This is a genomic window from Rhodococcus sp. As11, assembly GCF_048957735.1.
Lineage (GTDB): Bacteria > Actinomycetota > Actinomycetes > Mycobacteriales > Mycobacteriaceae > Rhodococcus > Rhodococcus gordoniae.
Genome location: NZ_JARDJE010000025.1, coordinates 1 through 21962, shown reverse-complemented (window position 1 = coordinate 21962; position 21962 = coordinate 1). Strand labels below are relative to the sequence as shown.

22 protein-coding genes, 1 tRNA gene and 1 other RNA gene are annotated in these 21962 nt (G+C 69.0%); 13 read left to right on the top strand and 11 right to left on the bottom strand.

What is annotated here, in order from left to right; translation table 11 throughout:
* Positions 1 to 43: 43 nt before the first annotated feature.
* Positions 44 to 1594, bottom strand: coding sequence for an alpha/beta hydrolase (locus tag PV766_RS21595; RefSeq protein WP_421097853.1), 1551 nt, complete (start codon positions 1592 to 1594; stop codon positions 44 to 46).
* A gap of 188 nt (positions 1595 to 1782) precedes the next feature.
* Between PV766_RS21595 and panB the strand changes: the two genes are divergently transcribed.
* The 3 genes from panB (at position 1783) to pip (ending at position 4184) form a co-directional block, all read left to right on the top strand.
* Positions 1783 to 2643 (top strand): 3-methyl-2-oxobutanoate hydroxymethyltransferase, encoded by an 861-nt coding sequence (panB, locus tag PV766_RS21590; RefSeq protein ID WP_064064135.1) that lies wholly within the window; start codon positions 1783 to 1785, stop codon positions 2641 to 2643.
* A 119-nt stretch (positions 2644 to 2762) separates the two neighbouring features.
* Positions 2763 to 3221, top strand: coding sequence for a hypothetical protein (locus PV766_RS21585; protein ID WP_037222351.1), 459 nt, complete (start codon positions 2763 to 2765; stop codon positions 3219 to 3221).
* A 51-nt stretch (positions 3222 to 3272) separates the two neighbouring features.
* Positions 3273 to 4184 carry a prolyl aminopeptidase gene (pip, locus tag PV766_RS21580; protein WP_421097864.1) on the top strand — a complete coding sequence of 304 codons (912 nt, stop codon included), beginning with the start codon at positions 3273 to 3275 and terminating at the stop codon, positions 4182 to 4184.
* Positions 4185 to 4191: 7 nt separating this feature from the next.
* Here pip and PV766_RS21575 read toward each other — a convergent pair whose 3' ends face one another.
* From PV766_RS21575 to rnpB, 4 genes are all read right to left on the bottom strand, one after another.
* Entirely contained in the window at positions 4192 to 4794 is a 603-nt protein-coding gene (locus PV766_RS21575; RefSeq protein ID WP_016932683.1) for a CHAP domain-containing protein, read from the bottom strand.
* Positions 4784 to 6193, bottom strand: a complete 1410-nt coding sequence (locus PV766_RS21570) for an RNB domain-containing ribonuclease (protein WP_421097852.1) — start codon at positions 6191 to 6193, stop codon at positions 4784 to 4786. Before PV766_RS21570 ends, PV766_RS21575 begins: the two co-directional genes overlap by 11 nt.
* A 43-nt stretch (positions 6194 to 6236) precedes the next feature.
* Positions 6237 to 6419, bottom strand: coding sequence for a hypothetical protein (locus PV766_RS21565; RefSeq protein WP_006554424.1), 183 nt, complete (start codon positions 6417 to 6419; stop codon positions 6237 to 6239).
* Between the two features lie 268 nt (positions 6420 to 6687).
* An RNA gene (rnpB, locus tag PV766_RS21560) (RNase P RNA component class A) lies at positions 6688 to 7095 on the bottom strand.
* A 55-nt stretch (positions 7096 to 7150) separates the two neighbouring features.
* Between rnpB and PV766_RS21555 the strand changes: the two genes are divergently transcribed.
* A complete protein-coding gene (locus PV766_RS21555) occupies positions 7151 to 7672 on the top strand; it encodes a DUF1697 domain-containing protein (RefSeq protein ID WP_064064133.1) in 522 nt (173 codons plus the stop codon).
* Positions 7673 to 7859: 187 nt separating this feature from the next.
* On the opposite strand, the gene PV766_RS21550 is transcribed toward PV766_RS21555, so the two are convergent.
* The 3 genes from PV766_RS21550 to PV766_RS21540 all read right to left on the bottom strand — a co-directional run bounded on the left by PV766_RS21550 (position 7860) and on the right by PV766_RS21540 (position 10974).
* Entirely contained in the window at positions 7860 to 9017 is a 1158-nt protein-coding gene (locus PV766_RS21550) for a bifunctional RNase H/acid phosphatase (RefSeq protein ID WP_421097851.1), read from the bottom strand.
* A complete protein-coding gene (locus PV766_RS21545) occupies positions 9014 to 9751 on the bottom strand; it encodes a zinc ribbon domain-containing protein (RefSeq protein ID WP_421097850.1) in 738 nt (245 codons plus the stop codon). Before PV766_RS21545 ends, PV766_RS21550 begins: the two co-directional genes overlap by 4 nt.
* Before the next feature lie 74 nt (positions 9752 to 9825).
* A complete protein-coding gene (locus PV766_RS21540; protein ID WP_421097849.1) occupies positions 9826 to 10974 on the bottom strand; it encodes a Nif3-like dinuclear metal center hexameric protein in 1149 nt (382 codons plus the stop codon).
* Positions 10975 to 11049: 75 nt separating this feature from the next.
* Here PV766_RS21540 and PV766_RS21535 point away from each other — a divergent pair, with 75 nt between their 5' ends.
* Genes PV766_RS21535 through PV766_RS21520 form a run of 4 tightly spaced genes read left to right on the top strand, consistent with a single transcriptional unit; the run spans position 11050 to position 13471 of the window.
* Positions 11050 to 11748 (top strand): HAD hydrolase-like protein, encoded by a 699-nt coding sequence (locus tag PV766_RS21535; protein WP_064064131.1) that lies wholly within the window; start codon positions 11050 to 11052, stop codon positions 11746 to 11748.
* On the top strand, positions 11738 to 12208 hold the full coding sequence (locus tag PV766_RS21530; RefSeq protein WP_064064130.1) for a low molecular weight protein-tyrosine-phosphatase: 471 nt from the start codon (positions 11738 to 11740) through the stop codon (positions 12206 to 12208). The genes PV766_RS21535 and PV766_RS21530 overlap by 11 nt, the downstream gene beginning before the upstream one ends.
* A gap of 28 nt (positions 12209 to 12236) precedes the next feature.
* Complete coding sequence (locus tag PV766_RS21525) at positions 12237 to 13073, top strand: SURF1 family protein (protein WP_421097848.1); 837 nt, start codon at positions 12237 to 12239, stop codon at positions 13071 to 13073.
* Between the two features lie 38 nt (positions 13074 to 13111).
* The gene (locus tag PV766_RS21520) at positions 13112 to 13471 is read left to right on the top strand and encodes a DUF5655 domain-containing protein (protein WP_026003102.1); all 360 of its coding nucleotides are present in this window, start codon (positions 13112 to 13114) and stop codon (positions 13469 to 13471) included.
* Positions 13472 to 13544: 73 nt separating this feature from the next.
* Here PV766_RS21520 and PV766_RS21515 read toward each other — a convergent pair.
* The 3 genes from PV766_RS21515 to PV766_RS21505 form a co-directional block, all read right to left on the bottom strand.
* Positions 13545 to 13616: transfer RNA gene (locus PV766_RS21515), tRNA-Val, on the bottom strand.
* Between the two features lie 32 nt (positions 13617 to 13648).
* Positions 13649 to 14113, bottom strand: coding sequence for a peroxiredoxin (locus tag PV766_RS21510; protein WP_064064128.1), 465 nt, complete (start codon positions 14111 to 14113; stop codon positions 13649 to 13651).
* Positions 14114 to 14144: 31 nt separating this feature from the next.
* Positions 14145 to 14567, bottom strand: a complete 423-nt coding sequence (locus PV766_RS21505; RefSeq protein ID WP_016933310.1) for a DUF3052 domain-containing protein — start codon at positions 14565 to 14567, stop codon at positions 14145 to 14147.
* 326 nt (positions 14568 to 14893) lie between these two features.
* Here PV766_RS21505 and aceE point away from each other — a divergent pair, with 326 nt between their 5' ends.
* The 5 genes from aceE to PV766_RS21480 all read left to right on the top strand — a co-directional run bounded on the left by aceE (position 14894) and on the right by PV766_RS21480 (position 21821).
* The gene (aceE, locus tag PV766_RS21500) at positions 14894 to 17743 is read left to right on the top strand and encodes a pyruvate dehydrogenase (acetyl-transferring), homodimeric type (protein WP_064064127.1); all 2850 of its coding nucleotides are present in this window, start codon (positions 14894 to 14896) and stop codon (positions 17741 to 17743) included.
* Between the two features lie 66 nt (positions 17744 to 17809).
* Complete coding sequence (locus tag PV766_RS21495) at positions 17810 to 19123, top strand: PucR family transcriptional regulator (protein ID WP_242496665.1); 1314 nt, start codon at positions 17810 to 17812, stop codon at positions 19121 to 19123.
* Positions 19124 to 19251: 128 nt separating this feature from the next.
* Positions 19252 to 20169: an ACP S-malonyltransferase gene (locus PV766_RS21490; RefSeq protein WP_084421766.1), complete on the top strand. Its 918-nt coding sequence runs from the start codon at positions 19252 to 19254 to the stop codon at positions 20167 to 20169.
* 120 nt (positions 20170 to 20289) lie between these two features.
* Positions 20290 to 20568 carry a meromycolate extension acyl carrier protein AcpM gene (gene acpM, locus PV766_RS21485; protein WP_016691373.1) on the top strand — a complete coding sequence of 93 codons (279 nt, stop codon included), beginning with the start codon at positions 20290 to 20292 and terminating at the stop codon, positions 20566 to 20568.
* Complete coding sequence (locus PV766_RS21480; protein ID WP_165369212.1) at positions 20565 to 21821, top strand: KasA/KasB family beta-ketoacyl-ACP synthase; 1257 nt, start codon at positions 20565 to 20567, stop codon at positions 21819 to 21821. The genes acpM and PV766_RS21480 overlap by 4 nt, the downstream gene beginning before the upstream one ends.
* Positions 21822 to 21962 lie beyond the last annotated feature (141 nt).

Below are 21962 nucleotides of genomic sequence, written 5' to 3'. Positions count from 1 at the left end.
GGCAGGCGCATCCGGATGGCGTGTCGCTCACACGCCCCTCCGGTCAACAGCGAGGATCCCGCGCGGGCACCTCGAGATCCACCAGATAGCTGGTCACAGCGGTGTCCACGCACTCGTTGCCGTCCAGGGCGACGGTGTGCTGCGTTCCCTCGAAGGTCACCAGGACACCACCGAGCCGGGCGGCGAGTTCGACCCCCGCGTCGTAGGGGGTCGCGGGATCCCCGGTCGTCGAGACCACGAGCACGGGCGGCAGATCGCGAACGTCGGGAGTGTGCGGTTCCCCGGTGGCCGGCACCGGCCAGAAGGCACAGACGTCGAGGGCCGCCGATCCGGTGCCGCGGCCGTCGTCGAGGAAGGGTGCGGCCGCGCGGAACCGCGTGTCGAGTTCGCCCGCGAGCGCCCGGTCGGTCACCGGTGGGTCGTCCACGCACCGGATCGCGTTGAAAGCGTCGGTGATGTTGCTGTAGGTGCCGTCCTCGCCGCGCCCTTCGTAGAGATCGGCGAGCCGCAACAGGGTGTCGCCGGTGCCGGTGCTCGCGAGCGACTCCAGCCCGCCGCGCAACGACCCCCACAGCGTCGGCGAGTACAACCCCTGCTGCACGCCGGTGATCGCGTCGCGGTGACTCAGTCCGCGCGGGTCGGTCGTGGGTGCGGGAGCGTCGAGCAGCGGGTCGACGAGCGCCCGGAACCGCTCGGCGGCCCGGCCGGGATCGGCTCCGAGGGGGCATCCGGCGTACTGCGCGCAGTACGCCGCGAATTCGTCGAAGGCTTTCCGGAAGCCGTCGGCCTGCAGAACGATCTCCTCGACCGGGTCCTGCTCGGGGTCGATCGCACCGTCGAGCACCATGGCCCGCACCCGACCGGGGAAGGCCTCGGCGTAGAGGGTGCCGAGCCGGGTTCCGTACGAGTAGCCGAGATAGGTCAGCGCGTCGTCGCCCAGAACGCCGCGAAGCACGTCCATGTCCTGCACGACCTCACGAGTGCCGACGTGGGCGAGCAGGTCCGTACCGTTGCGTTCGGCGCACAACTGCGCGTACTCGCGATTGCGCTTCTCCGCCTCGGCGATGCCCTCGGGGCTCGTGTCCCCGTCGTCGAGGGCGCGGTCGGCGTCGAACTCGGCGTCGGTGAGGCAGCGGACCGCCGGTTCGGACGACCCGACACCGCGAGGGTCGAAGCCGATCACGTCGAAGCGGTCGGCAAGGACGGTGCTGTCGGCGGCGAGCGCCGTCGACAGCCCCGAGGCGCCCGGTCCGCCGGGATTGACCAGCAGGGAACCGATCCGGTCGCCCGTGGCGGCCAGGCGCGACACCGCGAGGGTGATCACCTCACCGCTCGGATCCGCGTAGTCGAGCGGAACCTCGAGCCGCGCGCATTCCAGGCCCTGCCGCTCCAGCATCGGCCCCTCGGCGCCGTACGGCCCGCACGACCCCCACTCCGGGTCCTGTTGGTAGAACCGTTCGAGTCCGGGAACCACTCCGACCGCCGAGGGCTGCCGTGCCTCCTCGACGGCGTCACCGCACGCGGTCGCCGCCGCAGCGGCCACGAGCGCCAGGACGGACAGACGACGGATACGCGCACGAACAGGGTGGGGCACGATCCGATCGTGCCACGGACAGAGCTGCGCACCGCCCTCGCCACCGGCGCTGTTCACCACCGGCGGCGCAGTGGTGTGACGAATCGCACCGCCCCGGGATCTTCGCGGGTTCCGGCCCGAGTGGCAGACTGAGACGGTCATCACCCGACCCGGGGACCCCGAGGGCCTCGAGGAAGAAAGGGACAGTGATGTCCGACAACGTGACGTCCGTATACGGTGGCGCGGCTTCCGCTGCAGCCTCTGCCGACACCCCCAAGCGCAAGACACGAGTCCATCACCTGCAGGCGATGAAGGCCGAAGGCCGCCGCTGGGCAGAGTTGACGGCCTACGACTACTCCTCCGCCCGCATCTTCGAGGAGGCGGGCATCCCCGTCCTGCTCGTGGGCGATTCGGCAGCCAACGTCGTGTACGGCTACGACACCACGGTGCCCGTGACCGTCGACGAGCTCCTCCCTCTCGTCCGCGGCGTCGTGCGCGGTGCTCCGCACGCGCTCGTCGTCGCCGACCTGCCGTTCGGTTCCTACGAGTCCTCGCCCGAACAGGCCCTTGCGACGGCCGTGCGGTTCATGAAGGAGGGCGGCGCCCACGCGGTGAAGCTCGAGGGCGGCGAGCGGATGGCTCCGCAGATCGCCGCGATCACCGCCGCCGGCATCCCCGTGCAGGCACATATCGGCTTCACCCCGCAGTCCGTGAACACGCTCGGCGGGTTCCGGGTGCAGGGACGCGGCGACGGCGCCGAGCAGCTCGTCGCCGATGCGATCGCCGTCCAGGAGGCGGGCGCCTTCTCCGTCGTGATGGAGATGGTGCCGGCCGATCTGGCCGGGCAGGTCACCCGCAAGCTGAGCATCCCGACCGTCGGCATCGGCGCCGGCAACGAGTGCGACGCCCAGGTCCTCGTCTGGCAGGACATGGCCGGCTACACGAGCGGGAAGACCGCGAAGTTCGTCAAGAAGTTCGGGCAGGTGGGCGACGAACTGCGCCACGCCGCAACGCAGTACGCAGCAGAAGTGGCGCAGGGCACCTTCCCGGGGCCCGAGCACTCCTTCTGAGGATCTGCGACGACGGGCACCATCGACGAGTTCGGTGGTGCCCGTCGCATTTTTCGGGCACCTTCCGGATCGGTGGCAGACTCGACGACGACCCGACCGTACGAAACCACGAGGTGTCCATGCAGCTCCGCTTCAGTCTCGTCCCCGCCGTCACCGCCGCACTGGCCGGTGTTCTCGTCGGCTGCGCACCGGCTCAGGATCCGGCACCCAGCGGAACGTCGACCGACGCCACGGTCGAGACGTCGCGGTCGACGGAGCCCACGCGTTCGCCGTCCGCGGCAGGCTCACCCTCGGAAGCCGGAGCCGGGGGCTTCACCGAAGCGCAGACCGCCGACCTGTGTGCTCGTCTCGAAGGCCAGTTGTCGAACTGGCGCACCTACACCCCGTCGGTGGGTCGCGGCGGCCTCAACATCCTCGTCGGTGAATGGGGTGCGGCGAACGGTGTCGATCTCGTCGTGCTCGCGGGCGACCGGGGCCGCATCGACGCGGCGACCTCCGCGCAGTGCCCGCAGGTGCGCGAGGAGGCCCTGCGCGGCCTCGACATTCCCGATCTCGCGTCGGGTCTCGTCGGGTTCTGACCCGTGGAGCGACGCGAACTGTATCCGCCGATCGAGCCGCACGCGACGGGCATGCTCGACGCCGGCGACGGCCAGCAGCTGTATTGGGAGGTCAGCGGTAACCCGCAGGGCAAGCCCGTGGTCTTCCTCCACGGCGGTCCCGGTGGCGGCACCGCACCCCTGCACCGCCGCTTCTTCGACCCGGCCGCCTACAGGATCGTGTTGTTCGACCAGCGCGGCTGCGGCCGGTCGCGGCCCCACGTTGCCGATGGTGCGGATCTGTCGGTCAACACCACCGACCACCTCGCCGCCGACATCGAACGCCTGCGTGCCTTCCTCGAGGTGGACAGGTGGATGGTGTTCGGCGGGTCGTGGGGATCGACTCTCGCCCTCGCGTACGCCCAGCGGTACCCCGAGCGTGTCACCGAACTCGTCCTTCGTGGGATCTTCCTGCTGCGCCGCAGCGAGATCGACTGGTACTACAACGGCGGCGCCGGCCGGCTGTTCCCCGAGGCATGGGAGGGCTTCTGCGCCCCGCTCGCCGGGGCCGGGGCGGGCGAGCATCCCGTGGACGTCTACCACCGTCTGCTGCACTCGACCGATCCGGACGTCGCCCTGAACGCGGCCATCGCGTGGTCCACCTGGGAGGGCGCCACGAGCTCGCTGTTGCCGAACCCGGACCGGGTCGCGGAAACCGCCGAACCCCGGTTCGCGTTGGCCTTCGCCCGCATCGAGAACCACTACTTCCACCACCGCGGCTTCTTCGACGAGGGGGCGCTCCTGCGCGACGCGCACCTGCTGCGCGACATCCCGGGTGTGATCGTGCAGGGCCGCTACGACGTGGTGTGCCCGGCGCGCAGTGCCCACGACCTGCACGAGGCGTGGCCGTCCTCCCGGCTGCACCTCGTCGACGATGCGGGACACGCGGCGACCGAACCGGGGATCGTCCACCGGCTCGTCGAGGCCACCGACTCCTTCCGCTGACAGCGGATCAGGCGGGCAACCGCCCGAAGCCGATCACGGCGTCGTCACCGGCCGGGTCGAGTTCGTGAACGCGGATCCGGCCCATCTCGTTGCCGCCGACGGTGATCGCCGAATCACCGTCGACGGCGACGACGATGTTCGTGTGCTCGCGCTGGCCGACGCCGATCCTGTTGTGGTACAGCACTACGTCGCCGACCTCCGGCCGGTAACCCGTTCCTGCCGGTTCGTAGCGGCCCGTCTGCTCGTAGTACTCCTGGAGTGTGTACACGCCCGGGATCCGCCAATGACCCGAGTGCGGATTGGACAGCGGCACACCGGCTTCCCGCATGATCCAGCTGACGAAGTCGGCGCACCACGCTTCGCGGACGCCCTCCGAGTAGAACGTGCCGGGCGGTTGCGCCTCGTGCTGTTCCTCGAGCAGTTCGACGATCCGCACCTGCGCCGGCGACAACGCCGACGTGTCGATCTCGGGGAACGACGCACTGTCCCAGGGGAACAGCCGGTTCGGCAGGATCCACCACACGAGCACCGCGAGCGCCGCGCACAACGCGACCGCGACGGCGAGGACGGCAGCGACCGGACGTCGCCGCCGCGTGGTCTCACCGGTCATGGTCGAAGCGGATCTTGCGGGCCTGCGGGTCGGCGAGGGTGAGCCGCACCCGCACGGTGCTGCCCTCCTCGGGTGCCCCGCCGCACGGGCCGATGACGGTCTCGGAGGCGACGAACACCTCGGCGTCATGCCGGTCGGTGGCTTCCTTCAGCACCGTCGCCTCGAAGGTCTCCCCCACTCGCGGCGCGAGCACGACGGCCTCGGCCAGGTCGATGCACGCCCGGTTCACCTTGCCGGCGAGCGAATCGGTCGACGACATGATCTTCGGCATCGCGGACAGTTCGGCGCGCACCGCCTCCGGGACGGGCACGCCCGACGACACCGCGAGGCACACCTCGGTGGCGTATCGGTCGGACAACCGGCGCAACGGCGCGGTGACATGCGCGTAGGGCGCGCCGATCGCTCCGTGCAGGATCGTCTCGGGCAGTTCACCGTCGAAGGCGGCGTAGGACGCCCCGCGCAGTAGCGTCGGCGCTTCGCTCATCAACACGAGCGTGCGCGGATCGTGGGCGTCGAGTCCGGCGAGGAAGGACCCGACTCCCATCTCCGGCGGCCACGGCACGTCCAACGACCGAGCGGTGCGACGCAGCCCGTCGACCGCCGCGGGGTCGGCGGCGGGAAGGGTGCGCAGCAGACCGACCCCGGCGTCGATCATCATCTGCGCGGCGCACATTCCGGTGAGCAGCGAGATCTCGGAGTTCCACTCGTCGGCCTCGGTCCGCGGTTCGATCTGCAGCCTCCAGCCGTCGCCGTGCGGCACGACGTCCTGCGTGGGCAGACGCAGTTCGATCGCGCCGCGCGCGAGCGCCGCGGCCGCGCGCAACCGGCCGAAGTCGGGCAACGCCTCGACGGACGGATGCAACCTGTCCGCGTCGGCGTCGCGCTGCACTCCGGCGTAGTCCATGCGCGCGACCGACCGGACGAGCGCGCGCCGCACGCTCACCGCGACGGGCTCCCCGCCGTGGTCGGTCTCGATCCGCCACAGCGCCGCGGGGCGGACGACGTCCGGCAGCAGGCTCGCCGTGCCCTCGGACACTTCGCGTGGATGCAGCGGAACCGAGCCGTCGGGCAGGTAGAAGGTCTGCCCGCGACGATGTGTCTCGGCGTCGAGAGCGCCGCCCGGTTCGACGAGTGCGTACACGTCGGCGATCGCGTAGTGCAGCACGAAACCGTCGTCGGTGCGTTCGAGGTGCAGCGCCTGATCGAGATCCATCGATCCGGGTGGGTCGATGGTCACGAGCGGCATGTCGGTGCGGTCCTCGCGGACGTCCGCGTAGCGGTCGGCCGCCTGCCGTGCCTCGTCGAGGGCATCAGACGGGAAGCCGTCGACGAGGTCGAATTCGGCGCGCACGTCGGCGAAGTCGATCGCCGGCGCGACGACGATGGGAGTGGTCACCACGATGCTCGGGAACTCCTGCGGTTCCGGGTGCTCGTCGTCGAACTCAACCGTTCTTCCAGTCGTCGTCGGCGGCGTCGGCCGCCTTGTTCCGCTCTGCCGCGATCTCCAGCGCCCGCTGAGCGGTCTCCCGATCCGGGTAGGGCCCCATGCGGTTGAGGGCGTGCGGATCCTTGCCCTGGGAGACCTTCCCCGTACGCACGTCGTAGTACCAGCCGTCGTCGCTCATGGTCTCAGTGTGCCCGAACGACGTCCTCGTGTACGGGCAACCCGTCGGGGGGCGTGGCGCGGTACTGTCGGGCCGCACACATGTGCTCGATGTCCGAACGCGCATGTGCTCGATGTCCGAACGAAGGAGCACGCCATGTCCTACATCCTCTACGACGCGTTGCTGCCCTGGCTGGGTCCGGATGCGGCCTCGTACTGGGCGCACCTGCTGGTCATCGATCCGATCTGATCCGACCGGTGGCTACGCGGGGGGATCGGGAGACGCCGGGCGAACGAGCCGGCCTGTAAGCCGGATCCTGTCCCCCGCCGAAACGGGGTGGCGACCATCCATCTGGGCACACCGTCGCCGGGTACCTCGAGCGGTTCACCCGCAGGCTCGGGCGAGCAGCCCTCGAACACCTGCGCAGTCGCACCGCACGCGATGCGACCTTCAACCTTGCTCCGGGCGGGGTTTACCTAGCCGCCCCGGTCACCCGGGGCGCTGGTGCGCTCTTACCGCACCCTTTCACCCTTACCTGCCGTACGGCAGGCGGTTTGCTTTCTGTGGCACTGTCCCGCGAGTCACCTCGGGTTGCCGTTAGCAACCGCCCTGCTCTGTGGAGTCCGGACTTTCCTCGATTCGGGGCCTGGCACCGTCCGGTGCCGGTTCCCCGCGCCGCGGCCGCCCGGCCGACTCGTTCGCTCGAACAGACTATCCCGCAGTGTGTCGGCGCCGCCAACTACGGTGCCCGTATGACGCGACTCGTGGCTCTGCTGCGCGGAATCAACGTCGGCGGCATCCGGATCCGGATGGCCGATCTGAAGGAGGTCTTCGACGCTCTCGGCTTCGAGAACGTCCGCACCGTGCTCGCCTCCGGCAACGTGCTCTTCGACGCCGACGACGACCCCGCCACCGCGAAGGCCGGGATCGAGGCCGCGCTGACCGAGCGGTTCGGTTACGAGGCCTACACGTTCGTCCTCGAGCAGTCGTTTCTCACGCGGGTCGTCGAGGCCTATCCTTTCGACGCCACCCGTACGGACCGGCATTCGTACGTGGTGTTCGTGTCCGATCCCGCAGTGCTCGAAGAGTTCGCCGCCCGGTCGGGCGATCTCGATCCGAAGGTGGAGTGCATCGAGCAGGGCGAGGCCGTCCTCTACTGGCAGGTGGAGAAGGGTTCGACGCTCGACAGTGCCGTGGGGAAGCAGTCGGGTGCGGCGCGGTACAAGGCGACGACGACCGTCCGGAACCTCAACACGCTGCGGCGGCTGATCTGACGGGGCAGGTCGCGGGCCCGCCGGACGATCCCCGGATGCGCACACGCCCTGACATCCCACCGGAGAGAATTTCCCGGCGGCCGTGTAACGCATGCTGTCGGCCGACAGATAATCCGAGCGAGTGGCCGCGCAGACAACCCCCCGACATGTCTGCGCGGCCACTTTCGGTTTCGCGACCGCTCCCGGTTCAGAGGTGCGAGGTGTCGTTCACGAGCCGCACCGACGAACCGCCGTCCGGATAGAACTCGGCGATGCTGAGCGATGCGAGATCCAGATGCAGGCGGTACAGCAGCGACGGGCCCGAGTCGAGCGCCATCTGCAGGACCGTCTTGATGGGCGTGACATGGGAGACGACCAGCACGGTCGAGCCGGCGTAGTCGGTGAGCAGGTCGTCGCGCACGGAGGCGATCCGCTCGGCCACCTCGTCGAAACTCTCGCCGTTCGGGGGCCGCACGGAGGTGTCGCCGAGCCACCGCCGATGCAGTTCGGGATCGCGACGCGCGGCCTCGCCGAAGGTGAGACCTTCCCAGTCGCCGAAATCCGTCTCGATGAGCCCGTCGTGCACCGTCACCGGCAGGTCGAGAGCGTCGGCGGCCGCGGCGGCCGTCTCCCGCGCCCGCCCCAGCGGCGACGACAGGACGGCGGTGATGCCCCCACGGGCACCGAGGCGCCGGGCCGCGGCGACCGCCTGGTCGCGACCGAGTTCGGTCAGCGCAGGGTTGCCGCGCCCCGAATAGCGCCGCTCGACCGACAGCGTGGTCTGCCCGTGGCGCAGCAACAACAGCCGGGTCGGCGAGCCGATCGCACCGGTCCAGCCGGGTGAGGCCGGAACAGCCGGATCGGGCACGGGCACGACCGGCGGGGTCGTGACGTTCTCGGTCGTCGCCGACGGCGGCAGCGGCCGTGCCACGGTGTCGGATGCGACATCCATCAGTGCTTCCGCGGCCGCGTCCATCGCGGCATTGGCCAACCGGTCGGCGTACGCGTTCTCCGCGCGCGGGATCCACGTGAAGTCGACGCTGCGGAACCGACCTGCCAGCTCACGCGCCTGCGCGGCCAACGGGATCATGTCGGGATGCTTGACCTGCCACCGCCCGCTCATCTGCTCGACGACGAGCTTCGAATCCATGCGGACCTGCACCTCGTCGGCGCCGAGTTCGGCGGCGGCGGTGAGACCGGCGATCAGACCCTTGTACTCGGCGACGTTGTTGGTCGCGCGCCCGATGCTCGCCTGCCGTTCGGCGAGGACTGTCCGATGGTCGGCATCGAAGACGACGGCACCGTAGCCGGCCGGTCCGGGATTCCCGCGCGAACCACCGTCCGCTTCGACGACGACCGTCGTCACAGGCCGGATTCCTTGGTGCGGACCATGATCGCGTCGCACTCCGGGCACCGGACCAGCAGATCCGCGGGTGCGGCCGCGATCCGGGCGATCTCACCGCGGTCGATCTCGAGGCGGCACGCGCCGCAACGGCGGCCCTGCAACAGCGCGGCGCCGATACCGGACTTCTCACGCTGCTTCTCGTAGACCGTCACCAATTCCGCCGGGAACACCGCGAGCAGCGCCTCACGATCACTGCGGCACCGCTGCTCGGCCACCTCGATGTCGGCGATGGCCTCGTCGCGGGCCCGGACGGCGTCGCCGAGCCGGTCGTCGACCTGCGACACCTGCGCACCGGCATGGTCGTGGTCGGCCTTCGACGCCTCCCGCCGCTCCATCACGTCGAGCAGGTCGTCCTCGAGTGCCGCCTGGCGACGTTCGAGGCTGGTGAGTTCGTGCTGCAGTTCGGTGAGCTGCTTCGATCCCACCGAGCCGCCCTCGAGCAACGACCGGTCGCGGTCGGCACGCAGACGTACGGCCTCGATCTCCCCCTCGAGCTTCCGGATGTCCCGGTCGAGGTCGTCGAGGATGATCTCGACGGCCACCGCGGCATCCTTGCGCGCGTTGCGCTCGGTCTGCAGGCGATCCACCTCCTGCTGTTCGGGCAGTGTCCGACGGCGATGCGCGAGGCGGTTCAGTTCTGTGTCCACGGCGGCGAGGGACAGCAGCTTGGCCTGCACGGTGGGTTCGACGTTCACTCGGGTGGTTCCTGCTTTCGGTGGTGTGTCGGCGGGCCGGGAGTCGGCTGCCACGCGGGACGTGTCGTAGCTGATTACCGTACCGCGCCCGCCGCGGTCGTCCAGGGATCGGTGCGCAACTCGCTGACCCGCGCCTGCCAGCCGTCCCGGCCGGCGAACGCCTCGTCCAGAACGTCGCGGGCCTGCGCGCACCACGGGTACTCGCTCGCCCAGTGAGCGACGTCCACCAGCGCGGGACCTCCCGCACGCAGGTGCTCGTCGGCGGGATGATGCCGCAGGTCGGCGGTGACGTAGACGTCGACACCGCGCGCAGTGGCGAGACCGAGGAAGGAATCACCGGAGCCGCCGCACACCGCCACGGTCCGCACGGGCCGGTCGGGATCGCCCGCGCCGCGGACACCCCACTCGGTGGCCGGCAGCGCGGCGGCGACATCCTCGGTGAACTCGCGCAGCGTGCGTGTCTGCGGCAGCTCTCCCACCCGCCCCAGGCCACGATCGCTCGGCAGGTCGGCGAGTTCGAGGATGTCGAAGGCCGGTTCCTCGTAGGGGTGCGCCTCGCGCAGAGCCGCGAGCACCGCCGCCCGCGACCGGCGCGGTGCGATCACCTCGATCCGGTCCTCGGGGACGCGTTCGAGGTCGCCGACCGAACCGATGGCCGGGTCGGCGCCGTCGACCGGACGGAACTGACCGGTGCCCGAGGTGGTCCAGCAGCATTCGCGGTAGTTGCCCAGGGCGCCCGCACCCGCCGCGAACAGACCCGCGCGCACGGTGTCGGCGGCGTCGGCCGGCACCATGACGACCCACTTGTCGGTTGCGGGTTCGGGCTTGGCCTCGAGCGGTCGCAGCCCGGTCAGGCCCAGTGCCGCGGCCAGCGCGTCCGAGACACCGGGATTCGCCCGGTCGGCGTTGGTGTGCGCGGTGAACAGAGCACAACCACCGCGGATGAGACGGTGGATCAACGCTCCCTTGGGGGTATGTGCACCCACGGTGTCCACCCCCCGCAGCAGCAACGGATGATGTACGAGCAGCAGTTGCGCACCCCATTCGAGTGCCTCGTCGACGACGGCCCCGGTGGCATCCACCGCCAGCAGCACCTTGCGCACCGGCTCGTCGGGGTCGCCGGCGACCAGTCCCACCGAGTCCCAGCTCTCCGCCAGGGACGGCGGGTAGGCCGTCTCCAGAACGTCGATCACCTCACGCAGCGTCGCCGCCGTCACGTCCACCTCCAGCTGATCCGCTCTCTCCTACGCGCACGACCCTACGCGGCAGGACACCGGACGAACGGGGAGAATGGGCCGGTGACCGCTCTCGCCACCACCCGACCGCTCGTGCTCCCCGCCCCCGTCGTCCTGTTCGATCTGGACGGGACGCTCACCGATTCCGCGACCGGGGTGATCAACGGATTCCTCCACGCCGCCGAAACGACCGGCTTCGAAGCACCCGAGGGCGACCTGCAGTGGTTGCTCGGACCTCCGATGCGCGACACGCTGCAGGGCCTCGGACTCGACGACGAGCAGATCGCTGCGGGGCTCGCAGCGTACAAGGACTACTACTCCGCCACCGGATGGGCGGAGAACGCGGTCTTCGACGGCATCGAATCGGTGCTCGAGGCCGTACGCGGCGCCGGTAGCCGACTGGCCGTCGCGACGTCGAAGTCCCAGGCGTTCGCCGAACGGATCCTCGACCATTTCGGTCTGACCGGATACTTCGAGTTCATCGGCGGTGCCAGCGACGACGGCTCCCGGCGGCACAAATGGGAGGTCGTCGCGCACAGTCTCGCCGCCCTCGGGATCGATCCGCAGGAAACCGCGGCCGGCGGCACGACCGGCGTGGTGATGGTGGGCGACCGCGAACACGACATCCACGGTGCGGGACGCTTCGGTATCCCCACGGTCTTCGTCGAGTGGGGTTACGGGACCGAGACCGAGGGCCGTGCGGCGGCGCGGACGACCGCCTCGGTCGAAGAACTGCGGGAGGTGCTCACGGGTGGACGCTGACAGCCGCTTCCACGTCACCTTCGTGTGCACCGGCAACATCTGCCGGTCGCCCATGGCCGAGAAGATCTTCGCCGAACACCTGCGCCGCGAAGGACTCGACGACCGGATCCGCGTCAGCAGCGCCGGTACCCACGGCTGGCACGTCGGGTCCGAGGCGGATCCGCGGACCGACGCGGTCTTGCAGCGGCACGGCTATCCCACCGGTCACCGAGCCGCGAAGCTCGGGACCGAACACCTGTCCGCCGACCTCGTCGTCGCCATGACCACCACACACGAGCGGGCGCTGGCGCGGCTCGGTGTCCCCTCCGATCGCCGTGTGTTGCTGCGATCGTTCGATCCCGACGCCGACGACGATTCCGTGCCCGATCCGTACTACGGCTCCCTGAACGAGTTCGAGCAGGTCCGCGAGCAGATCGAAGCCGCGGTTCCCGGCCTGCTCGAGCGGGTGCGACAGTGGTGAGACGCTCCTCACCGGCTACCGTGGGTCTGTGCGCCGATTGACATTTCTCCTACGCCCCAGCTGGTTGGTCCTGGCGCTGGTCGTCGTCGGCTTCGCCTACGCGTGCTTCACGGTCCTCGCGCCGTGGCAGCTCGGCAAGAACACGAGCACCGAGGACCGCAACGGCCGCATCGCTGCGTCGATGGCGCAGGATCCGGTTCCCGTCGCCGATCTGCTGGGCGGCGACGGCCCGACGGTCGAGGACGAGTGGCGCCGTGTGCTCGCGCAGGGCTCCTACCTCCCCGAGTCGGATGTGCTCGTGCGGTTGCGCAGCGTCGAGTCGCAGCCGGCCTACGAGGTGCTGACTCCGTTCGCACTCGATTCCGGCGGAACGATCCTCGTCAACCGCGGGTACGTGCGGCCGGTCCGCGGCACCGAGATCCCCGAGATCCCGCCCGCGCCGTCCGGCCCCGTCACGCTCGACGCCCGCATCCGGATGTCCGAGGGAACGGTCGACGGCAAGGACCCCTTCTTCGACGCGGGCTACCAGCAGGTCTACTTCATCGACGCCCCGCAGGTCGCATCCGTCACGGGTCTCGACCTCGAGGACGTCTATCTGCAACTCGACGCCGACCAGGCCGGCGGCCTCGGTGTGATTCCCCTCCCCCAGCTCGACTCCGGCCCGTACCTGTCGTACGGCCTGCAGTGGCTGGCGTTCGGGATCATGGCTCCGCTCGGTCTGGGCTACTTCGTGTGGGCCGAGATGCGGGAGCGCAAGAAGGCGAAGAATCCGGAAGCCGGTGGTGACGCTGCCGGGGCTCCGGCGGAAGCGGCGCCACGCACCGCGAGCGAGAAGCTCGCCGATCGATACGGCCGGCCGCGGTGACCGAGCCGACCACCCTGCCCCGATCCGAGGAGCTCCCGATGTACACGACCGTCGACGACTATCTGGCCGACAAGGATCCGGCCGCCGTCGACGTGTTCCGGCACGTGCGCGCCATGATCCTCGGCCTCGGCGACGACGTCACCGAGCGTGTGCACGCGTCGGAGATCTCTTGGTCACGGGGTCTGCCCTTCGCGGCGGCGTTCGTCTACGCCTCACGTCTCGAGGTGGCCCTGGATCTCCCCCGGCGCATCCACCACGCGACGCTGCGCGAGGCGTTCCCGAAGAAGGGACCGGTGACGACGCACCGGCTGAGCGTTTCGTCCGTCGACGAACTCGACGACCACTTCGTGGAGCTGCTGGACGTCGCCTACCGCACCGCGGCGGAACCGCGCGACTGACAACACATCCGATTCGGGTGGATTCGACCCCGCTGAGCGGGGCCGGATCCACATAGATCGCGAAATGGGATTGTGGGCGCGGAGGGTTTCGAACCCCCGACCGCTGGTGTGTAAAACCAGAGCTCTACCACTGAGCTACACGCCCGAAAGACGGCGGCAGATGCCGCCGACTTCGCATCAGGACTTTAGCGCGGCGAGCGCTCTGGCCCAAGCTCCCTGGTCACGGGCCTCTCCGGGCTGGTTCTCCTCCGCGAACTGCACGATGCCGTCCTTGTCGATGACGAACGTGCCGCGGTTCGCGAAACCGAACTTGTCGTTGAACACTCCGTAGGCCTGCGCGACCTCGCCGTGCGGCCAGAAGTCGGACAGCAGCGGGAAGGTGTAGCCCTGCTCGGCCGCCCAGATCTTGTGGCTGGGCGACGGACCGACGGAGACCGCAAGGATGGCGGTGTCGTCGTTCTCGAAGGTGGGCAGGTCGTCGCGGACGGCGCACAGCTCGCCCTGGCAGACGCCGGTGAAGGCGAGCGGGTAGAACACCAGGAGCACGTTCTTGCTGCCCCGGAAGCTCGACAGCGTCACTTCCTGGTTGTTCTGGTCCTTGAGGGTGAAATCGGGGGCTTCGGTGCCCACGGCGATCGGCATGCGTGTGGATCCTTACGTTCTGGGAGTCGGGTCAGCGGCGGGGACGGCCGGCCTTGGGCTGGACGAGGCGGCTGCCGATCCAGTCTCCGAGGTTGGTGGCCGTGGTCTGGGTGAGACCGGCCGTGGTGGCCGATTCGGCGATCTCGCTGGGCTCGACGTGATCGGGACGCCCGGTCTTGGGGGTCAGGACCCACACGACGCCCTCGTCCGCGAGGGGACCGATCGCGTCCATGAGGGTGTCGACCAGGTCGCCGTCGCTGTCGCGCCACCACAGCAGTACGACGTCGACGACCTCGTCGGAGTCCTCGTCGAGCAGCTCGGTACCGGTGACCTCTTCGATCGCAGCCCTCAACTCGTCGTCGGTGTCCTCGTCCCAACCGAGTTCCTGCACCACGTGGTCGTGAGTGATACCGAGCTTGGAAACATAGTTCTTGGCATCCGCCGCGGCGACCACGGTGGTTCCTCCTCAGGGTTGTGGCGCGCGAAGCGGGCTCCGCGCACCGACGTGACGATCAATAGGTCAAAGCGAACATCGTCGGAAGCCTCAACGCAACCCGAATCGCTGGGAAAAGCGGGAGAATCTTTCGGAAGAGACCTTTTGCACCACCTCACACCGTGCCCGATCCGTCCGGTTGGCCGGACCACGACGTGATCCTTCGTTCCGGATGGGGGAAGATGAGGGTTGCATCATGTTCAGATGTCGATTGCGTCGGCTCCCACAAGAGCCGGCCGACGGAGAGGGCGCTCCACCGACGCGCCCACCACGATGAGGAGCAGACGTTGACAGACCTGATCCACGGATCCGATTCCCGACAAGGCGCCGCACCGGGCGCATCGGGACCGGATTCCTCGGCCAAGCCGGCATCGACCAAGGACAATCGAGTCCGGGTGATCCGCGAAGGTGTGGCCTCCTACCTGCCGGACATCGATCCGGCGGAGACCGACGAGTGGCTCGAGTCGTTCGACGGAATGCTCGAGGCCGCAGGCCCCACCCGCGCACGCTACCTGCTGCTGCGCATGCTCGAGCGCGCCAACGAACGCAAGGTCTCCCTTCCCGCCCTGACTTCCACCGACTACGTCAACACCATCCCCACCGAGAGCGAGCCGTGGTTCCCCGGTGACGAGGAGGTCGAGCGCCGCTACCGCGCGTACATCCGGTGGAACGCGGCAATCATGGTCACCCGCGCGCAGCGTCCGGGTGTCGGCGTCGGTGGCCACATCTCCACCTATGCCTCGTCGGCCGCGCTGTACGAGGTCGGCTTCAACCACTTCTTCCGCGGCAAGGATCATCCCGGCGGTGGCGACCAGGTCTTCATCCAGGGCCACGCCTCCCCCGGCATCTACGCGCGCGCCTTCCTCGAGGGACGCATCGGCACCGAGCAACTCGACGGCTTCCGTCAGGAACACAGCCACGCCTCGCTCGGCGGCGGCCTGCCGTCGTACCCGCACCCGCGTCTGCTCCCGAACTTCTGGGAGTTCCCCACGGTGTCCATGGGCCTGGGCCCGATGAACGCGATCTACCAGGCACGGTTCAACCACTACCTGCACGACCGCGGCATCAAGGACACCTCCGACCAGCACGTCTGGGCGTTCCTGGGCGACGGCGAGATGGACGAGCCGGAATCGCGCGGCCTGGCGCACGTCGCAGCCACCGAGGGTCTCGACAACCTGACCTTCGTCGTCAACTGCAACCTGCAGCGACTCGACGGCCCGGTGCGCGGTAACGGCAAGATCATCCAGGAGCTGGAGTCGTTCTTCCGCGGCGCCGGCTGGAACGTCATCAAGGTCGTGTGGGGCCGCGAGTGGGATGCCCTGCTGCACGCCGACAAGGACGGCGCGCTGGTCAACCTCATGAACGTCACGCCCGACGGCGACTACCAGACGTACAAGGCGAACGACGGCGCGTTCGTGCGCGAGCACTTCTTCGGCCGCGACCCGCGGACGAAGGAACTGGTCAAGGATCTGTCCGACCAGGACATCTGGAATCTCAAGCGCGGCGGTCACGACTACCGCAAGATCTACGCGGCGTACAAGGCCGCCATGGAGCACAAGGGTCAGCCGACGGTGATCCTCGCGCACACCATCAAGGGCTACACGCTCGGTAAGCACTTCGAGGGCCGCAACGCGACCCACCAGATGAAGAAGCTCACCCTCGAGGACCTCAAGTACTTCCGCGACCTTCAGCGGATCCCGATCTCGGATGCCGAGCTCGAGAAGGATCCGAAGATGCCGCCGTACTACCACCCCGGTTCCGAGGCACCCGAGATCCAGTACATGCTCGAGCGGCGACGGTCCCTCGGCGGCTTCCTGCCGGAGCGCCGCACGAACACGAAGCCGCTGCAGCTACCCGCGGAGAAGACCTACGACGTGGTCCGCAAGGGTTCGGGCAAGCAGGAGGTCGCCACCACGATGGCGACCGTGCGTGTGCTCAAGGAACTGTTGCGCGACAAGGAGATCGGCAAGCGCATCGTGCCGATCATCCCGGACGAGGCCCGCACCTTCGGTATGGACTCGTGGTTCCCGTCGCTGAAGATCTACAACCGCAACGGTCAGCTCTACACCTCGGTGGACGCCGACCTGATGCTCGCCTACAAGGAGAGCGAGGTCGGGCAGATCCTGCACGAGGGCATCAACGAGGCCGGTTCGACGGCGTCGTTCACGGCGGTCGGTACGTCCTACGCGACGCAGGGCGAGCCGATGATCCCGGTGTACATCTTCTACTCGATGTTCGGTTTCCAGCGCACCGGCGACGGTCTGTGGGCGGCGGCCGACCAGATGGCACGCGGTTTCGTGCTCGGCGCCACCGCCGGTCGCACGACGCTGACCGGTGAGGGCCTGCAGCACGCCGACGGGCATTCGCTGCTGCTCGCGTCGACCAACCCCGCCGCGGTCACCTACGATCCGGCGTTCTCCTACGAGATCGCCCACATCTTCCGTGACGGTCTGCGGCGGATGTACGGCGGTACCGAGGGTGTCGACGGCTTCGGCGGCGAGGACGTCTTCTACTACATCACCGTGTACAACGAGCCGTACTCGCAGCCGGCCGAGCCGGAGGATCTCGACGTCGACGGTCTGCTCCGCGGTATCTACCTGTACAAGCGGGGTGCGGAATCCGGCCCGAAGGCGCAGATCCTGGTCTCGGGCGTGATGATGCCCGAGGCGCTGCGCGCGCAGCAGATGCTCGCCGACGAGTGGGGCGTGTCCGCCGACGTCTGGTCCGTCACCTCGTGGGGCGAGCTGCGCCGCGACGGCGTCGAGTGCGACCGCCAGGCACTGCTCAACCCCGGTGAGGAAGCTCCGGTGCCCTACGTCGCGTCGGTGCTCAACGACGCGGCAGGTCCGTTCGTCGCGGTGTCCGACTGGATGCGTGCGGTGCCCGACCAGATCCGCAAGTGGGTGCCCGGCGACTACACGGTGCTCGGGGCCGACGGCTTCGGCTTCTCCGACACCCGTGGTGCCGCGCGTCGCGTCTTCAACATCGACGCGGAGTCCACGGTGGTCGCGGTGCTCGCAGCGCTGGGCCGCGAAGGTGCCGTCGACCGTGAGAAGGCCGTCGAGGCGGCCCGCACCTACAAGATCGACGACGTGACGGCCGCCCCGGTGTCGATGGCGGATCCGGGCGTCGCCTGACCCACCTCGACGTCACGTCCGTCGTGGCGTGACGGCCGGCTCGCGACCGGCGGGTACTTTCGTCCCATGGTCGACGAGCCGCAACCCCGCCGGATCGGGCAGGTACCGGGTGCTCACAGGGAGCGCCCGGTGCCGCCTTCGCGTCCCGAGCGGGCGCCGCTGCCCGACGCTCTGCTCCGTCGGGTCAAGCAGTTCTCGGGGCGACTGTCCACCGAGGCCGTGCACGTCATGCAGGAGCAGTTGCCGTTCTTCGCCGACCTCGACGCGTCGCAGCGTTCGACGGTGCAACTGGTCATCCAGACGTCGGTGGTCGATTTTCTCGAATGGGTGCGCAATCCCGACAGCGACCTGCGGTTCAGTCTCGACGCTTTCCAGATGATCCCGCAGGATCTCGCGCGGCGGCTGACGCTGCGTCAGACGGTGGACATGGTCCGCGCGGCGATGGAGTTCTTCGAGCAGTGGCTGCCGGCCCTCGCCCGCAACGAGGAACAGCTGGTCGCGCTCACCGAGGCGATCCTCCGGTACGGACGCGAACTCGGCTTCGCCGCGGCCGCGGTATATGCGGGGGCCGCCGAGTCCCGGGGTGCGTGGGACACGCGGCTCGAGGCCCTCGTCGTCGACGCCGTGGTGCGCGGGGACACCGGTCCCGACATGCAGTCGCGGGCCGCGACCCTCAACTGGGATGCCACGGCCCCGGCGACGGTGATCGTCGGTACTCCCCCGCCGGATCAAGGGGTCTCGGTGATCACCACCGTGCACACCGTCGCTCAGGAGCACGGGCGCGCAGCTCTGGCCGTGGTGCAGGGCGAACGTCTGGTGATGGTGGTCAGCGGCGATCTGCACGGTTCGGCGGATGCGGCGACCTTCCGTACCGAGTTGATGCGCGCGTTCTCGGACGACCCGGTGGTGATCGGCCCGACGACGCCCACGCTGACGACCGCGCACGTCTCCGCGGTCGAAGCGCTCGCCGGGATGGAGGCCGTGGTGGGCTGGCCGGGCGCTCCCCGGCCGGTGCATGCCGCGGAGTTGCTGCCCGAGCGTGCGCTGCTCGGTGATCCGGGTGCGATCGCCGCGCTCGAGGACTTCGTCGTCGCCCCGCTGGCGGCTGCGGGACCGTCCCTCGCGGACACGCTGGACGCATACCTCGACAGTGGGGGCGCTGTCGAGACTTGTGCCCGAAAGCTGTTTGTTCATCCAAATACCGTGCGGTATCGATTGAAGCGGATCACAGAGGTAACGGGTCGCGATCCCACAAATCCTCGCGACGCGTACGTGCTCCGGATCGCGGCGACGGTGGGCCGCCTGGCACGAAGCCATAACGAATTGAGATCACCTGCACCACCTGTCACTCGATTCACAATTCGCGAATCGGACACGTAACGTCTCGGGCCTTTCACCCGATAGCGACCACCGACGTGCAGATTTGTGGGAACCCTACAAATCGAGGCGCCAGCTTTCATCGCTACCGACATCTCGCGGGGGCGCACTTCCGGTGTTCCCTGGTGATCGTGATTTCGCTGCTTGCCCCCGGTCAGGGGTCTCAGACACCCGGAATGCTCGCCCCGTGGCTCGAGCAGTCCGGAGCGCGCGACCGCATCGATCTGTGGTCGCAGACGGCGGGACTCGACCTCGCGCGACTGGGCACCACCGCCACCGCAGACGAGATCACCGACACCGCGGTGACCCAGCCGCTCGTGGTGGCCTCCGCACTCCTGGCCTTCGAGGATCTCGACCGTCGCGGCCTCGTGCCTGCCGACACGATCGTCGCCGGCCACTCCGTCGGCGAACTCGCCGCAGCCGCCATCGCGGGTGTCATCAGCGCCGACGACGCCGTCGCCCTGGCCGCGATCCGCGGGGCCGAGATGGCCCGTGCGTGCGCGATCGAACCCACCGGAATGTCCGCCGTCCTCGGCGGCGCGGAGGACGAGGTGCTCGCGCGCCTCGCCGAGCTGGATCTGACCCCCGCCAACATGAACGCGGCAGGCCAGATCGTCGCAGCAGGGCGCCTGACCGCGCTCGAGGAACTCGCTGCGAACCCGCCCGAGAAGGCCCGCGTCCGCGCACTGCCGGTCGCCGGTGCCTTCCACACCCGATTCATGGCACCCGCCCAGGACGCCGTGGCCGCCGCCGCGGCGAAGATCACCCCTTCGGACCCGACGCACACGCTGCTGTCGAACTACGACGGCAAGCCCGTCACCTCCGGAGCCGACGCCCTCGAACGTCTCGCAGCCCAGGTCACCCGGCCCGTCCGGTGGGATCTGTGCACCGCTTCCCTGCGCGAGGCGCAGGTGAGCCGGATCGTCGAGCTTCCCCCCGCCGGCACGCTGGTGGGCATCGCCAAGCGCGACATGCGCGGCACGCCCACCCTCGCCCTCAAGACCCCCGCGGAAATTTCCGCTCTGGCCGAAAGTCTTCAACTCGGTTAGGTTGCTGCGCGCGCCGTCGCACAGCACGGGCACCTCACCGGGACATCCCCGGAGCCCCGGTCGGAAACATCCGGCCGGTTTCGAACGACATAGTCGACAGATCGAGAAGGGAGCCACATCGTGGCCGCCACCCAGGAAGAAATCATCGCCGGTCTCGCCGAGATCATCGAAGAGGTCACCGGCATCGAGCCCTCCGAGGTGACCGTCGAGAAGTCCTTCGTCGACGACCTCGACATCGACTCGCTGTCCATGGTCGAGATCGCCGTCCAGACCGAGGACAAGTACGGCGTGAAGATCCCCGACGAGGATCTCGCCGGTCTCCGCACCGTCGGCGACGCCGTGAACTACATCCAGAAGCTCGAGGCCGCAGGCGTTCAGGCCACGAACGACAACGAATGAGTTCTGCTGTGACCTCCCCTTCTCCTCGGGCACTCCGCAACGTCGTCGTCACCAGCCTCGCGGCCACGACGTCGATCGCCGGCGACGTGGACTCCACCTGGAAGGCACTGCTGGCCGGTGAGAGCGGGATCGGCACCATCGACGGCGGATTCGTCGACGAGTACGACCTGCCGGTGCGCATCGGCGGAACTCTGAAGGTCAGCCCCGACGAGGGCCTGTCCCGCGTGGAGCTCCGTCGGATGAGCTTCGTCGAGCGCCTCGCGCTCACCCTCGGGCGCACCGTCTGGCAGAACGCCGGCAGCCCCGAGGTCGACAAGGACCGTCTCGGTGTGGTCATCGGTACGGGCCTCGGTGGTGGCGAATCGCTCATCGACGCCGTCGACAAGCTCCGTCAGGGCGGGTACCGCAAGGTCTCGCCGTTCGCGGTGCAGATGATCATGCCGAACGGGCCGTCGGCCACCGTCGGGCTCGAACTCGGTGCCCGCGCGGGGGTCATCACCCCGGTCTCGGCGTGCTCGTCCGGATCCGAGGCGATCGCCAACGCGTACCGGATGATCGCCTTCGGCGACGCCGACATCGTCGTCACCGGTGGTGTCGAAGGTCAGCTGGACGCGGTCGCCACCGCGGGCTTCGCGATGATGCGGGCGCTGAGCACCCGCAACGACGACCCGCGCGGTGCGTCGCGCCCGTTCGACAAGGACCGCGACGGTTTCGTCTTCGGCGAGGCCGGCGCGCTGATGGTGCTCGAGAGCGAGGAGCATGCCAAGGCACGCGGAGCGACCATCCACGGTCGCATCCTCGGCGCCGGCATCACCTCCGACGGGTACCACATCGTCGCCCCCGATCCGGAAGGCACGGGTGCGGCACGAGCCATGCGGCGGGCGATCGAGACCGCCGGGCTCACCAAGGCCGATATCGGACACGTCAACGCGCACGCGACGGCCACCCCGATCGGCGACGTGGCCGAAGCCAAGGCCATCAACGCGGCCGTGGGCAACCATGCCGCGATCTACGCCCCCAAGTCCGCGCTCGGTCACTCGATCGGTGCGGTGGGTGCACTCGAAGCAGTACTCACGGTCCTGACGCTGCGTGACGGGGTCATCCCTCCCACGCTGAATCTCGAGAACCAGGATCCAGGGATCGATCTCGACGTGGTCAAGGGCGAACCGCGTTCCGGCCGGATCGATTTCGCGCTGAACAACTCGTTCGGTTTCGGTGGGCACAACGTGGCGCTCGCTTTCGGTCGCGCCTGACCGTCGACGCCTGTCCGCCCCCTGTGGTGGGGGGGGGGGGCGGGGGGGGCCCCCCCCCCCCCCCCCCGCCCGGGATCGATCGTGAGGTAGTTCTGTCGGGTGCGGATCACAGCTTGCTGCTGCGCAGCTCGTGTCCCTTCG

Excerpts from the sequence above, each read along its gene's own strand:
- panB (WP_064064135.1), top strand. The coding sequence starts at position 1,783 with ATGTCCGACAACGTGACGTCCGTATACGGTGGCGCGGCTTCCGCTGCA.
- PV766_RS21585 (WP_037222351.1), top strand. The coding sequence starts at position 2,763 with ATGCAGCTCCGCTTCAGTCTCGTCCCCGCCGTCACCGCCGCACTGGCC.
- pip (WP_421097864.1), top strand. The coding sequence starts at position 3,273 with ATGCTCGACGCCGGCGACGGCCAGCAGCTGTATTGGGAGGTCAGCGGT.
- PV766_RS21575 (WP_016932683.1), bottom strand. The coding sequence starts at position 4,794 with ATGACCGGTGAGACCACGCGGCGGCGACGTCCGGTCGCTGCCGTCCTC.
- PV766_RS21565 (WP_006554424.1), bottom strand. The coding sequence starts at position 6,419 with ATGAGCGACGACGGCTGGTACTACGACGTGCGTACGGGGAAGGTCTCC.
- PV766_RS21555 (WP_064064133.1), top strand. The coding sequence starts at position 7,151 with ATGACGCGACTCGTGGCTCTGCTGCGCGGAATCAACGTCGGCGGCATC.
- PV766_RS21520 (WP_026003102.1), top strand. The coding sequence starts at position 13,112 with ATGTACACGACCGTCGACGACTATCTGGCCGACAAGGATCCGGCCGCC.
- PV766_RS21510 (WP_064064128.1), bottom strand. The coding sequence starts at position 14,113 with ATGCCGATCGCCGTGGGCACCGAAGCCCCCGATTTCACCCTCAAGGAC.
- PV766_RS21495 (WP_242496665.1), top strand. The coding sequence starts at position 17,810 with ATGGTCGACGAGCCGCAACCCCGCCGGATCGGGCAGGTACCGGGTGCT.
- PV766_RS21480 (WP_165369212.1), top strand. The coding sequence starts at position 20,565 with ATGAGTTCTGCTGTGACCTCCCCTTCTCCTCGGGCACTCCGCAACGTC.